Raw genomic sequence first — 13,482 nt, 5'->3', positions numbered from 1 at the left:
CCCTTATATACGGATAACGTATGGGGATGAGAAGTTTTTTTATTGCCAAAAAATGGAGGTAAGTGAGAACATGTATAAAGTACTGGTTATGGATGGGATCAGCGATCTGGGGATCCAACTGCTGAATGACGCAGCCGATGTGACGGTGGATAAAAAAGCCGGTCTCTCCGAAGACGAACTGATTGCCATCATCGCGGATTACGATGCATTGATGGTTCGCAGCCAAACGAAGGTCACCGAGCGCATTATGGCTGCAGCTTCAAAGCTTAAAGTCGTAGGACGCGCCGGCGTCGGCGTCGACAATATTAATCTTGAAGCGGCAACGCAGCGCGGTATCGTCGTCATCAACGCGCCGGACGGCAATACGATCGCCACATGCGAATTGACGTTCGCCATGATGATGTCGGTTGCCCGCTCCATCCCGCAAGCTTACAAGAAAACCGTCGGCGGCGAATGGGACCGCAAAACGTTCGTAGGCGTCGAGCTGCGCAACAAGGTGCTCGGTATCCTTGGTATGGGCCGCATCGGCAGCGAGGTGGCCAAGCGTGCGAAGGTGTTCGGTATGGAAGTGATCGGCTACGACCCGTTCCTGACCGAAGAGCGCGCGGAAAAGATCGGCGTGAAGCTGGGCACGGTTAATGAAATCTCGGCAAAAGCCGATTTCATTACGGTGCATACGCCGCTTACGAACGAAACCCGGCATATTATCGCCCGCCCGCAGTTTGAGCTGATGAAGAAAGGCGTACGGATCATCAACTGCGCCCGCGGCGGAATTATCGACGAGATGGCTTTAGTGGAAGCGATCGAAAGCGGCACAGTGGCCGGAGCCGCATTCGACGTATACGAGCAAGAGCCGCCTCAGGCGGACCATCCTTTCCTGAACAACCCGAAAATTATCGTTACGCCTCACTTGGGCGCTTCGACCGTTGAAGCGCAAGAAAACGTGGCGATCGACGTATCGGAAGAAGTGCTTCATATTTTACGCGACGAGCCGTTCAAAAATGCCGTCAACATGCCGCCGGTGCCGGCAACCGTCATGAACAAGCTGCAGCCGTACTTCACGCTCGGCGAGAAGCTGGGTCAATTTATCGGTCAAACAACCGAAGGCGCGGTAAAAGAAATTGTCGTGAGCTATGCAGGCGAACTGACTGGCGTGGATACGACTCCATTGACCCGCTATATTGTCAAGGGCGTACTGTCCAATCAGCTGGAAGGCGTCAATATCGTCAATGCGATGCATTTGGCCAAATCCCGCGATGTGAATGTCGTCATACAGCAGTCGTCCGCAAGCAAGACGTTTACCAATCTGGTATCCGTCAAGTTAAAAACGAAAAACGACGAGCATTTGGTCGCAGGCACGCTGCTCAGCGGCTACGGCGAGCGGATTGTTCAAATCGATCAATACCCGGTCGATATTGCGCCGAACGGCAATCTGCTGCTGATCTCGCATAACGACAAGCCGGGCATCATCGGTAAAGTCGGCACGCTGCTCGGAAACAACGACGTCAATATCGCGACGATGCAGGTCGGCCGCAAAGTGATCGGCGGCTCCGCCATCATGCTGCTGACGACCGACAAGCAAACGCCGAAGGAAGTGCTTCAACAGCTCAAGCAGCTTCCGGAATTAATCGACGTGAATGAACTCAGCCTGTAACAGCCAGGCTTAACGGCTCGATCGCATATTTCAACTGTCCGAACGAGCTGTAAGTCCTTGGTATTGTTTCACGAACAACAAGATAATGTATTACGATTCAACAAAAAAAGAGAGCTTTCGGTGCGGAACCGGAAGCTCTCTTTTTATGTTTTTGGAGGTTTCAGAGGAACAATTACAGAAAATGTCGTTCCTTGGCCTACAGCGCTCTTGGCCTGCACGGCTCCCTGATGCGCTTCAATAATATTGCGCACGATGGACAGCCCTAGCCCGGTTCCCCCGGAATTTGCTCTCGTGCGGGCTTTGTCCGCTTTATAGAACCGTTCAAAAATGAACGGCAGATCACTTGCCGGAATACCATAGCCCTGGTCGCTGATTTCAATCAGCGCCGCCTCCTCGCCTTTATACGTCGTCCTGTCGGCGCGTATCCGGATTTCGGCGTTCTCCGGCGTGTGACGGATGGCGTTGTCCAGCAAATTCGTCATGACCTGCTCAAGCCGGTCCTCGTCGGCCTGCTCAAGGATCAGCTCCTGCTCCGGCAGCTCGCAGGTCATCGTGATGCCTTGATCTTTGGAGAGCACGGCAAACTTGCGGTGCACCCGCTTCATGAAGCTTCCGACATCGACCTGTCTGAAATGAAGCTCCATATTGCCGGTTTCCATCCGTGCCAGATCGAGCAGATCACGCACCAGCCGTCCCATCCGCAGCGATTCGTCGTGAATGACCTGAGCCAGCTCCCTGCGCTCTTCCGGCGTGCCCGCAATGTCGTCCAGCAGCGCTTCGCTGTAGCCCTGAAGCATGGACAATGGCGTGCGCAGCTCATGCGATACATTGGCGACGAAATCTTTGCGCACCTTATCGAGCCGGAATTCCTCCGTCACGTTGCGCAGAACGGCAACGACACCGCGTACCGCATCCCGTGAATATAACGGCGCCATAACGACCGACCACACTTCATTTTGCACATGCAGGTTAGTAGCCATCTCCTGCGCGCCGCTGGTTACGCTGTCGAACAGCATCTTCATCGGCTCCGGGATCGTTTCGAGCCGGATCTCCTGAAGCGCCTGAGACTCCTGGAGCGACCTGTTCGATTTATCCGCCTCGGACTCGCCTTCGTCTTCCCAATGAATCTGATTCCATTCCTTGACGATTTTTTCCCCTTGCGGGTTCGTCAGAATCACTTCCCCGTCGGCGTTGAAGGTGACGACAGCGTCCGTCATGCTTCGAAGCACGCTGGACAAATGTTCCTTTTCATGGTTCAACGCTTTAATCGTATCCGATAATTCTTCACCCATCCGGTTGAACGTTTTGCCCAGCTCGCCAATCTCGTCGGTTGATGTCACCGGCACTCTCGTCCCGTACTCGCCGTGCGAAATTAAATCGGCCGCCTTCTTGAGCCTAAGCAGCGGCTGCGTAATTTGAGTGAACAGAAAAAATGAGAAGAATGTTGTCATCAAAAAGCCGATGACGCCGACATAGACGAACAGCCGCATGACGTAAGCCTGCGTCGCCTCCACCGATTGGGTGGACTGATATAAAACGGCCGCGCCGATAATGTTTTTCTGCGAGCTGTCCATGAGCGGCACCGCGACGGCCGAGTACAGGCTGTTCGTGCGCTGCTTCGTTCCCGTTTTGCCGACAACCTGGTTATCGATCGTCTCTCCTGCGAATACTTTTTGCAGTGCCTGCTTCGTAAAGAAATCGTTATAATGCAGGTCGCCGTTATTTATATTTTCGGGAGACATTTCCAACTGCTTGAACTCGGTATCCACAATGAATACTGTAGCTTCCTGAGCGCTCAGCAAATCATTGACCAGCGTGAGATAGCGGCCGTCCTCCATATGAATGGAAATTCCGCTCGCCACCTTCATGCCGAGCTTGCGAAGACTTTCCGTCTGATCCTGCGATTTGGGGAATGAGGTTGCGATATATTGACCGAGAAACAGCCCCAGCACGATCAAAATGACGGCGACCAGCCCGATGATGGTCAGCCACAACTTGCCTACGACGCTTTTTAAAATAAACACGCTATTTCGGCACCTCGAGCTTATAGCCTACGCCCCATACCGTCGTAATCATCGATGCGGCATCCGGCGATACTTTGTTGAGCTTTTCGCGCAATCTTTTGACATGTGTATCCACCGTACGCAGATCGCCGAAAAACTCGTAGTTCCAAACATCCTTCAGCAATTCTTCTCTGGAAAATACTTTATCCGGCGATACGGCCAAGTAATGCAGCAGCTCATATTCTTTCGGCGTCAAAGCCACTTCCTGCCCGCCAGCCGTTACCCGGTGCGCATCATGTTCTATGACCAGATTCGGGAAAACGATATTGTTGCTCGTGTTCACTTCTTTGGACAAGTAGGCGGTGACCGAAGAACGGCGCAAAATCGCTTTGACCCGGTAGATGACCTCGCGCGGGCTGAAAGGCTTGACGACGTAATCGTCGGCGCCCATTTCGAAGCCCTGCACACGGTTCGTCTCCTCTCCCTTGGCCGTCAGCATAATGACCGGCGTCGACTTGACCTGGCGCAGCCGGGCGCACACTTCATTGCCGTCGATGCCCGGCAGCATTACATCCAGCAGGATCAGATCATAATCGATCTCAAGCGCTTTTTTCAAAGCGGTTTCCCCGTCTTCCGCTTCCTCGATGGTAAAATTTTCCTTTTCCAAATACATCCGCAGCAGCCGGCGAATCCGTTCTTCATCATCGACGACCAGAATCGTCATTTTTGCATCCGACATGAGCTTTCAATCCTTTCTTTGTTCAATTAAACGCCCGCATAAGAATGAAGTCCCGCAATAACGAGATTGACGCCGATCAGTGTAAACATGACGACCATGAAGCCGATAACGGCCAGCCATGCCGATTTCTTGCCCTGCCAGCCCCGCGATAAACGCAAATGCAAGTAAGCCGCATAATACAGCCACGTAATTAAAGCCCATACTTCCTTCGGATCCCAGCCCCAGAACCGTCCCCATGCTTCCGCCGCCCAGATCATGGCAAAAATCAAAGCGCCGAGCGTAAATATCGGATAGCCGATGGCGATCGCCCGGTAGCTGATCTCGTCGATATCTTCTCCGTCGATTCCTTGCAGCATCGGGCTTATCGCAGCGCCTAACGGTTTGCGGACGATCAGCCGGAGCAAGCCGTACAGGATCAAGCCGGCGGCCACCGACCATACGACCGTATTCAGCTTGCGCCCTGCATTCGCGCCTTTCATCCAGGACGGCGCCTCGAACGGCGCCTCGGTCATGCCGAGGAATGGCTTCATCTCCAGCTGCTCGCCCTGATGCGGCTTGAAGAACGGCGGCAGCACATAATCGACAGGCTGCTTTACCGTACGCTCGATTCCGTCTTTATCCGTATATACTACAGTGTCTGCGAACTTGGCATGATAGCCTGACGCATTAAAGCCGAAAGTCGTAATGACGAACGCCACGATCATCACCAAAAAAAACAGCGTGAATTCAACGCCTCTCTGCTCTTTGCGATGCGGCTTCTCTCTGCTGGAGAAGTTCACGCAGCGCAGCAAATACATAAGTCCGGCGGCAAAGCCGACGGCAAAAAACGCTTCCCCCGCCGCAGCCGTCGTCACATGGATTTTCAACCAATAGCTTTGCAGCGCGGGAATGAGCGGTTGAATTTCCTTCGGAAACACGGAGGCATAGGCGATAATAATGATGCCTACCGGCAAGGCGAAAACGCCAAGCACCGGTGTCCGGTACAAAAAATAAACGATAATAAAGGCGAGCATGATCATCATACCCAGAAACGTCATGAACTCGTACATGTTGCTTGTCGGGATATGGCCCGATTCCGCCCAGCGCAGAAAGAAGAACGCGGCATGGCCGGCAAAGCCGGCGATGGAAAGGCCGATGGCGATATTACCCCATCTTTTTCCGTGTGCTTCGGGATCGTGCTGCCCCCACTTTTTACCCAGTATCGCGATGACAAAGCTTAAAAATGCGGCGTTGTAGACGATAAAGGCGATCAATAAAAACGTACTGCTGTCCACTACTTCACCTCTCCTGCTTCTAACGATTTGGAATCGACAGGGATTCCCGATTTAAGCAAAAATTGCGCAACCTCCTGACGGATGCCATACCAATTTTTGTTCGTATGCGCGCCTAAGGCAAGCTTTCCGTTATCGATCCGCAGCCAAATCCGGCGATGATGCCAATAAAAGCCCATAATCAAGCCGATCATGGAAATCGCCGAGCCGATCCAGACATAAGGCATCGCCCGGTCGATCCGAATGTTCAGGTAACTGATATATTCCGAAAATTGCACGTCGGCCATGGAGTTTACCGACAAATCGAGCTTGTCCGCCAACGCGCCGTTAATTTTATCCTGCTGAAACGACTCTTTGTCGATTTGCCGCGGGAAATATAGGAAAGGTTCGCCCTGCGGCTTCAGATCGGGACCCGTGACGGAGAAAATAAAAGCCGGCATTTTCGGTTCATTCGAATTGGTCATCGGCGTGCCTTTGTCATCCAGGCCAAAATCCGGGAAATAGGCTTTCAGCTTTAGCGTATACGGTCCGGCCTCATAGCTGTCCTGCGGTCTGGACATCGACAGGTCGATCGTGCCGTATGCCTCGCCCGTTTTCTTATTTTTAAGCGTCGGCTTGACGGAAATAAGCATCGGCGATTCCTTGAAGTCGAATTGGTACGCCATAAATCCTTTATATTCAAGCGGCTCGTTGACGATAATGTTTTGCCGGTGAACTTCCTCAAGCTTCGGTTCCTTCCCGGTTTCGCTGCAGTCCGCCGTACAACGGTACAGCACTGCCCGGGTTTCGTATATTTTGGGAACAGCCTGCTGCTTTTCGCGAAAGTCTTTCGACATTTCCTGCTCGCTGTAATATTCAATCGTAAATTTTTCATTTTTCAAATAATACGGAGTATCGGGAATTTTTACGGTTTGTCCTTCGGGAAACGCGATATGCTGATCCATATGCCAGCCCGGAATGCTTCTCATTAATACAGCCATCAGAAAAATGATAAGTCCAATATGATTGATATAGGGGCCCCACCGGCTAAACCGGTATTTCTCGGCCAGCAGCGCCGTTCCGTCCGTATGTACACGGTAACGCTGTTTTTTGAGCAGTCCGGCGGCTTGCTCTACCCAAGCTCTCTCCTCCTGCCCGGACTTCTCCGGCCGATCGGCTGCAGTCTCGCCAACGCCGCCGATACGACCGTTGTACGATACTTTTTGCCGTAAAATAAAGCTTAAATGTTTGCGGATCTGCTGCTTGCTGAGCGCGCGGTACAAGGGCAGCACACGGTCAAGACTGCACACGACGAGCGAAGTGCCGATCATGAAAAGGAGCGTAATAAACCACCACGATTCGAACGTATGCGACAGGCCGAGCCTGTAATAAATTTCGCCTAACGTTCCGTACGTTTCTTTATAGTAGGTGGACGGATCGAAATTTAAAAATGTATTCTCCTGCGGATAAATCGTCCCCAGGGCCGCTCCGAGCAATGTCACAATAATCATGTAGATGGCGATTTTGACGGAAGAAAAAAAGTTCCAAACTTGGTCAAGCAAGCTCGGATTTTCTTTTTGGGAACGTCTTGCTACACCGTCATAACGCATCTCCAGCGGCGTATCCCCTTCGTCCTCGAACAAGGGCTTGCCGCAGGATTCGCAAAGTACGGTGCCCACATGGTTCTGGTGGCCGCATTCGCATTTGGTATTTTGAATCATGGTGTTCCTCCTTACAGTCAGACGGATGACGAGGGTGCGTTGTATGCTATACGGCGCCTGCGCGGAAGAAAGCGCCTACGGACACGGCCGAAAAAGTGCTTCTGAAAGAATATCCGGTACGCTTTCAGAAACACCCGTTCCAGGCAGACGGCCATCTTCGGCTTTATGGGCGGGCCTTATTAAAAGCTCGCGCATTCCTTATAGAAGGAATACCGCCCGTATATCATTTGGCTGCGGGGATGGAAGCGATCGTCTGCTCGATAAAAGCTTCGTCCATTTCCCCAATCCGGATTTTGGCGATTTTGCCGTCGGGACCGATGAAAAACGTCGTTGGATACTGCATTACGCCATACCGCTTGCGGATTTCCTCGTTATCGTCAAGCAAAATCGGGAATGAAATTTTGTATTGTTCGACAAAATTCTGCACCGTTATCTTGCTCTCCCCCAGGTTCAAGCCGAGAAATTCGACCTGCTGGACATTGCGTTTATCATATTGATGCTGGATTGCAGGCATCTCGTTTTTGCATGGCGGGCAAAACGTCCCCCAAAAGTTGACGACGACCGTCTTCCCTTTGAAGTCTGACAGCTGATGCTTTTTGCCATCCAGGCCTGCCAGTGCGAAATCCGGCGCTTTGCTGCCTTCGACAGGCTTTTTATCTTTGGCGTACAAATTATTGATCAGCGTTAAAGCGCCGATAATCATGACCGCCGAAAAAATAACCAGTTGCACCCATCTTTTATTTTTTCCCATTGGTTTACACCTCAAACGGTTGCTAGTCGAACTAATTCCCATTATATCCGAATTTATGAACCGTGCTTATTTCCCTTTTGAATATTATGTGACTTGAGCGCTTGTCCTGACAGTTCTTTAATCTCTTGATCGGTCAGATGGCGGTATTTGCCGCGACCGACGCCGGTCAGCGCAAGCGGACCGAACATCACGCGTCTCAAGCGGATTACCGGAAACTGGATCGCGTCGAACATCCGGCGCACCTGGCGGTTGCGGCCTTCATAGATCGTAATGGAGACGATCGTTTCATTGCGCTCCGGATTGATGTCATAATAATCCACCTCGGCCGGCGCGGTCATTCCGTCCTCCAGCTCGATACCGTCGCGCAGCTTGTCCAAAAGCGATCCATGCGGCACACCTTTCACCGTAGCGTGGTACGTGCGCGGCACATGATGCTTCGGATGCGTCAGCAGATTGGCGAATTCGCCGTCGTTCGTCAGCAGCAGCAGCCCTTCCGTATCGTAGTCGAGCCTTCCGACCGGATAAATCCGTTCCGAAATATCCTTTAGAAAATCTGTGACGATTTTGCGTCCGCCGGGATCGGAGGCGCTTGTAATAACACCTTTCGGTTTATGAAAAAGCACGTACACCTTTTTTTGCTGCCGGATGGCCCGTCCGTCGACATGGATGGTATCTTTTTTCGCGTCGACTTTCACGCCCAAGGCGGTTACCGTTTCTCCGTTTACCTGGACGCGCCCGGCCGTAATCAATTCCTCGCACTTGCGGCGGGAGGCGACCCCTGCCTCAGCTAATACTTTTTGTAATCGTTCCATTGATTTCTATTCACCTCAACCCTAATGATACCTATCCTCGGCTGAAATCACAAGCTGAGACCAGGGGAAGAAAGCGCCCGGACAGGATACGGTATGAGGGAAAATGTCGTCCCGTTGAAACCGGAACGTACCGGCCAACTGAAGCACCAATTTGTTCAATAAAAAAAACTGCTCCTTCTCTTCGACAGTGTAGGTGTGGCGGTGTCCGGAAAAATCGCCTTCCAAACAAATATGGATGTACAGGGGGTCCGTTTGTTCGATAGACGGGATGATTGCCCCGCCTCGGGTGATAAAGAAATCATACCCTTTTCCGTTAATGGAGGGACAGCTCGATTGATGAATAACAATGCCAAAAAACTGCACGCAGCTCACTCCTCCGCGCAGCCGACGCTCGATACGATATCGGCTGACGCTTGTTGATCCGTTAGCTGGTACAGTATATGTGCGGAGTCAAGCGGGGGTTCCTAGGCGAATACAAGATAGCAAATAAGGATCGAAGCGACAAAGCCGACCGCGTCGGAAATTAACCCGACCTTTAAAGCGTAGCTGGCTTTGCGGATGCCGATCGCCCCAAAATAGACGGTGATGACGTATAGCGTCGTGTCCGTACTGCCCTGAATAGTCGATGCGATTCGGCCGATCATCGAATCGGGACCGAATTGCTGCAGCAGATCGGTCGTAAAAGCGAGCGACCCCGCCCCCGTTATCGGACGCAAGATCGCTAATGGAAGCACTTCGCTTGGAATGCCGATCATATCAAACAGGGGGCGCGACCACCCGAGCAGCAGCTCCATCGCTCCGGAAGCCCGAAACACGCTGATCGCCACCATCATGCCGACAAGGTGAGGAATGATGCGAATTGCCGTATCGAAGCCGTCCTTCGCGCCCTCCACGAACGATTCATAAACCGGCACTTTACGGTAAGCGGCGTACAGCGGGATAAACACAATGATGACCGGAATCGCCCAGGCGGAGATCATGCTTACGAATGCGTACAAGGGAATCACCCTTTCCCTTTCGGATTATGATGAGAGCCGCGGAGCAAATCATTACGTCTGTACCATTTGTCCACGAGAATGGCGGCCAGCGTCGAGATGAAGGTCGCCATCAGCGTAGTCCCGACGATTTCAGCCGGATTCACGGAATTGTAATTCATCCGGATCGCAATCAGCGTCGTCGGGATCAGCGTTATGCTCGCCGTATTTAAAGCAAGCAGCGTACACATCGCGGGGCTGGCCGTTTCCTTGTGGACATTCAACGACTGCAGCTCCTGCATCGCCTTAATCCCCATCGGAGTAGCCGCGTTGCCCAGGCCCAATATGTTCGCACCCATATTGGTCATAATATAACCTAGCGCCGGATGATCCTTCGGGACGCTCGGGAACAGGAAGCGGACGATAGGCTGCAGCAGCGAGGATAATACACGCAGCAGCCCCGCGTCTTCCGCAATCCGCATCATGCCAAGCCAAAAAACCATGATGCTGACCAAACCAAAGCATACGGTAACGCCGCTTTTGGCCCCATCGAAGGTCGCTTGCGTAACCAGCTCGATCTTACCTTGCGCCGCGGCGACGATAAAACCGGCTACGATGAAAAACAGCCAAATAAAATTGACCATATGTTGACCGCCACTCCTTTCCGCCGCTTCGGCTGCTAATTGGACCTGCCCAAAAACAAGACACGGACCAGGAAATGCAAATGGTACAGCCATTTTTCGAACAGGGAGCTTTCTCCTGCGGACGATTCCGTGAAAGAAAACGCAGACCCTTCCTTCTGCTTCAATCTCGGGCTGTCCTTGGGCAATAAGACCACATGGCCGATTTCTTTTCCGTCGATTAAATACTGCAGCCGCCCTGCTTCTCCAAGCCGGAAGCTGGTCGAATTTGCCGCGTTCAGCACGATTTTCGAGGAGATCCTCGATTTTTCCTCATTCAACGCCGGATAAGCGAAATCCGCGCCGGCTACGTAGTCCGAACCTTGGACGGCATCCCCTTTACGGATAAAAGTTTCCAGCGGGTAATTTTTGAAGCCGTAATCAAGCAGCTTGGCATGATCGGCCCAATCGTCCGAGTCGTTCAACGTAACGACAGCCAGCTGCTGTCCGTTGCGTGTCGCCGAAGAGATCAGGCAACGCTTGGCCAGCTTCGTGTAGCCTGTCTTCACGCCGTCCGCACCTTCGTAAATATGGAGCATTTTGTTTTTATTCAGCCAATTATAATCCCAGCGCTCGTTCGGGTTCGGAGCTTTCTTCACCTTGGTTTTGACGATCTCCTGAAAAACCGGGTTGCGAAGCGCATAGGCGGTCAGCATGGCCATATCGTTAGCCGTGGAATAATGGCCTTCCGCATCCAGGCCGTGCGGATTTTTAAAGCTGGAATGGGTCATGCCGATCATTTTCGCCTTTTCGTTCATCATATAGACGAATCCGTCCAACGTCCCTCCGACATGCTCGGCGATTGCGGTGGCGGCGTCGTTACCGGAGCGCAGCATCATTCCGTACAGCAGGTGCTGCAGACTCATCTCCTCGTTCAGCCTCAAATAAATAGAAGAGCCTTCTTTTCGGAAAGCGTTTTTCCCAACTTTGACCATGCTTGAGAGCTTGCCGTTTTCGATTGCGACGATGGCCGTCATAACCTTGGTCAAGCTCGCGACCCGCATCGGCTTGTCCCCTTGCCGGCTGTACAGCACCCTTCCCGAGCGAACGTCGATCAGGGCCGCCGCCTCGGCATGCGTAGAAACGGAAGGCGCAGCTTGTACGATTACAGGCCATGAGAACGCGGAGCATAAACATGCCAAAGCAATTAACAGCATACCGATTCTTTTCATTTGACCCTCCCAAAAAACGTTGCTTTAGCAAAATGAACTTTCAACCCGATACTTGTACATATATATGCTCATCCGGACGAGTTATGTCCAATCGATACCGTCATGGTTTTTAACGGTTACAAATCGGAGTATAAGCAAAAATACCGCCCCTCTGCCAAGGGACGGATACCGAGTTTGTATGCACAAAAAAGACCCCGACAAATGCTGCGCTTGCCAAAGGTCATGAGATTGTAATTGTGATCTTAACCGGTCGGATTACAAACAGCCTATGTAAACTGCCCGCCTATGTACGGACAGCCGTGTATCTAACCTTATTCTATCTCTATCCGAACTATATGTTCAGTATGAAGGAAAAGCTTTGAATTGGACAGTTATTTTTACTGGAAAACAATGAAATAGGTTCCAGCCGGATCAAACGATAAAGTTTTGATTCTCGATATTCGTCGTTACATTCGAGCCGTTTGTCCCGGTCGTTCCGGCTGTGCCTTGAGTTTTCATCATGCTTTGTATCCGATCGACTACATGCGGCGCTGAATCGATCAACCGCTCCAGCAAATGCGTCTGATTGTCGAGCGGAACAATTTTCACGCCCGATTTGCCTACGACCAGGAAAGCGATCGGCGTAATGGACACGCCGCCGCCGCTGCCGCCGCCGAACGGAAGATCAACCTTGGCATTCATAGCATCGTGGCGGTTAGGCTGGTTCTCCTCCGTACCAAATTCGCTGCCTCCGGCGGCAAAACCGAAGCCAACCTTGGAAATCGGCATAATGACACTGCCGTCCGGCGTTTCAACAGGATCGCCGACAATCGTATTGACATCGACCATTTCCTTGATGTTTTCCATCGCTGTTTTCATTAACCCTTGAATCGGATGCTCTGACATCGTGATATCCTCCTTAATTATTTTATAAAAAGGGTTCGTTTAAGCATTTGTTAGAGTTCCCTTCCGCCGCGAGGCATATCCTTCTGCTCATCTGTCAAAAAATCACATCGATAAAAATGGTTCGAGGTCCGCTTCAAGTTTTGAACAGCAGCCGCTGCCATGTTTTCAACCCGCCCTTAACTTTAAGAATCCGATATAACAGCAAAATTCCGGCCAGCATTACATAAAAAAAGCGGATGCGCGCGGTCCAAATCACATCGGTAAAAAATTTGACCTGATTAAACAACGGCACCACGTTAATTTCCGGCGTGACATCCAATTTTATAAACCGGAAAATAAAGCCGAGCAGAGACGTTTTCAAGCCCCAAACCAGCCCCGTTGTCATCGCGGTTTCTGCGGCGTCACCGAGGCCGACTTCCGTTTTCCAATACATTCCCGTACAGTGAACATGCTTCAACGTGCCCAGCAACCAATCATGCAGGTGAAAGCAGTGTGCAAAAAGCTCGCGCATATTTTCAAAAGCTTCCGTAATGGTCCGCTTGTTGATGTGCTGACGGTTGTCGTGAGTTAGCTCCTGCGCCTTGCTATTGACGAATTCGGTCTTGTAGCCGATGCCTTCTTTTATATTGTGGAATTGAAGCATGGGTATTTCGATTCTTTTTTTCACCAGGCCGTACAAGCCCTGAATATCCAGGACGATTTCGTCGTTTTTTTTCTCGCGCAAAATCAACATCCGCAGCTTTACATTGCTAGCGGCCAGCAGCACCAGCACAACCGCCGCCGTTCCCGCAATCCAGGCACCAATCATAGTTGACCTCCCCTTGCTGTAACCAAGCCCTCA

Annotated in this window: 13 protein-coding genes and 1 other annotated feature (1 of these 14 running past the window's edge); of the genes, 1 reads left to right on the top strand and 12 read right to left on the bottom strand. The window is 51.7% G+C overall.

The genetic code is table 11. From position 1 onward, the window contains the following. Nucleotides 1–7, top strand: a binding site (T-box leader); it begins 253 nt to the left of the window's first position. A 63-nt stretch (nt 8–70) separates the two neighbouring features. Next, nucleotides 71–1,654 carry a phosphoglycerate dehydrogenase gene (gene serA, locus E1757_RS05470; RefSeq protein WP_133225849.1) on the top strand — a complete coding sequence of 528 codons (1,584 nt, stop codon included), beginning with the start codon at nt 71–73 and terminating at the stop codon, nt 1,652–1,654. Between the two features lie 143 nt (nt 1,655–1,797). Here serA and E1757_RS05465 read toward each other — a convergent pair whose 3' ends face one another. The 12 genes from E1757_RS05465 to E1757_RS05410 all read right to left on the bottom strand — a co-directional run bounded on the left by E1757_RS05465 (nt 1,798) and on the right by E1757_RS05410 (nt 13,449). Next, the gene (locus E1757_RS05465) at nt 1,798–3,678 is read right to left on the bottom strand and encodes an ATP-binding protein (RefSeq protein ID WP_133225848.1); all 1,881 of its coding nucleotides are present in this window, start codon (nt 3,676–3,678) and stop codon (nt 1,798–1,800) included. 1 nt (nt 3,679) lies between these two features. Beyond that, nucleotides 3,680–4,396, bottom strand: coding sequence for a response regulator transcription factor (locus E1757_RS05460; protein WP_133225847.1), 717 nt, complete (start codon nt 4,394–4,396; stop codon nt 3,680–3,682). Nucleotides 4,397–4,422: 26 nt separating this feature from the next. Beyond that, a complete protein-coding gene (ccsA, locus tag E1757_RS05455) occupies nt 4,423–5,670 on the bottom strand; it encodes a cytochrome c biogenesis protein CcsA (RefSeq protein WP_133225846.1) in 1,248 nt (415 codons plus the stop codon). Continuing rightward, nucleotides 5,670–7,367 carry a cytochrome c biogenesis protein ResB gene (resB, locus tag E1757_RS05450; protein WP_133225845.1) on the bottom strand — a complete coding sequence of 566 codons (1,698 nt, stop codon included), beginning with the start codon at nt 7,365–7,367 and terminating at the stop codon, nt 5,670–5,672. The genes ccsA and resB overlap by 1 nt, the downstream gene beginning before the upstream one ends. Nucleotides 7,368–7,590: 223 nt before the next feature. Continuing rightward, nucleotides 7,591–8,118 (bottom strand): thiol-disulfide oxidoreductase ResA, encoded by a 528-nt coding sequence (resA, locus tag E1757_RS05445; RefSeq protein WP_133225844.1) that lies wholly within the window; start codon nt 8,116–8,118, stop codon nt 7,591–7,593. Between the two features lie 53 nt (nt 8,119–8,171). Next, a complete protein-coding gene (locus E1757_RS05440; protein WP_133225843.1) occupies nt 8,172–8,930 on the bottom strand; it encodes a pseudouridine synthase in 759 nt (252 codons plus the stop codon). A gap of 21 nt (nt 8,931–8,951) precedes the next feature. Next, on the bottom strand, nt 8,952–9,293 hold the full coding sequence (locus tag E1757_RS05435) for a hypothetical protein (RefSeq protein WP_133225842.1): 342 nt from the start codon (nt 9,291–9,293) through the stop codon (nt 8,952–8,954). 101 nt (nt 9,294–9,394) lie between these two features. Then, complete coding sequence (locus E1757_RS05430) at nt 9,395–9,928, bottom strand: spore maturation protein (protein WP_133225841.1); 534 nt, start codon at nt 9,926–9,928, stop codon at nt 9,395–9,397. Between the two features lie 5 nt (nt 9,929–9,933). Continuing rightward, nucleotides 9,934–10,548, bottom strand: coding sequence for a nucleoside recognition domain-containing protein (locus E1757_RS05425; RefSeq protein WP_133225840.1), 615 nt, complete (start codon nt 10,546–10,548; stop codon nt 9,934–9,936). A gap of 35 nt (nt 10,549–10,583) precedes the next feature. Continuing rightward, on the bottom strand, nt 10,584–11,756 hold the full coding sequence (locus E1757_RS05420; protein ID WP_133225839.1) for a D-alanyl-D-alanine carboxypeptidase family protein: 1,173 nt from the start codon (nt 11,754–11,756) through the stop codon (nt 10,584–10,586). Nucleotides 11,757–12,167: 411 nt separating this feature from the next. Further along, nucleotides 12,168–12,641 (bottom strand): GerW family sporulation protein, encoded by a 474-nt coding sequence (gene ytfJ, locus E1757_RS05415; RefSeq protein WP_133225838.1) that lies wholly within the window; start codon nt 12,639–12,641, stop codon nt 12,168–12,170. A 133-nt stretch (nt 12,642–12,774) separates the two neighbouring features. Continuing rightward, complete coding sequence (locus E1757_RS05410) at nt 12,775–13,449, bottom strand: DUF2953 domain-containing protein (protein WP_133225837.1); 675 nt, start codon at nt 13,447–13,449, stop codon at nt 12,775–12,777. Between the last annotated feature and the right edge of the window lie 33 nt (nt 13,450–13,482).

The sequence above is a fragment of the Paenibacillus piri genome, assembly GCF_004354045.1.
GTDB lineage: Bacteria > Bacillota > Bacilli > Paenibacillales > NBRC-103111 > Paenibacillus_S > Paenibacillus_S piri.
This window is presented reverse-complemented; position numbering and strand designations above follow the sequence as displayed.

Bases quoted from the DNA above. Each gene is read 5' to 3' on its own strand.
- E1757_RS05410 (WP_133225837.1), bottom strand. From the start codon at position 13,449: ATGATTGGTGCCTGGATTGCGGGAACGGCGGCGGTTGTGCTGGTGCTG.
- resA (WP_133225844.1), bottom strand. From the start codon at position 8,118: ATGGGAAAAAATAAAAGATGGGTGCAACTGGTTATTTTTTCGGCGGTC.
- resB (WP_133225845.1), bottom strand. From the start codon at position 7,367: ATGATTCAAAATACCAAATGCGAATGCGGCCACCAGAACCATGTGGGC.
- serA (WP_133225849.1), top strand. From the start codon at position 71: ATGTATAAAGTACTGGTTATGGATGGGATCAGCGATCTGGGGATCCAA.
- E1757_RS05460 (WP_133225847.1), bottom strand. From the start codon at position 4,396: ATGTCGGATGCAAAAATGACGATTCTGGTCGTCGATGATGAAGAACGG.
- E1757_RS05420 (WP_133225839.1), bottom strand. From the start codon at position 11,756: ATGAAAAGAATCGGTATGCTGTTAATTGCTTTGGCATGTTTATGCTCC.
- E1757_RS05425 (WP_133225840.1), bottom strand. From the start codon at position 10,548: ATGGTCAATTTTATTTGGCTGTTTTTCATCGTAGCCGGTTTTATCGTC.
- E1757_RS05440 (WP_133225843.1), bottom strand. From the start codon at position 8,930: ATGGAACGATTACAAAAAGTATTAGCTGAGGCAGGGGTCGCCTCCCGC.
- ytfJ (WP_133225838.1), bottom strand. From the start codon at position 12,641: ATGTCAGAGCATCCGATTCAAGGGTTAATGAAAACAGCGATGGAAAAC.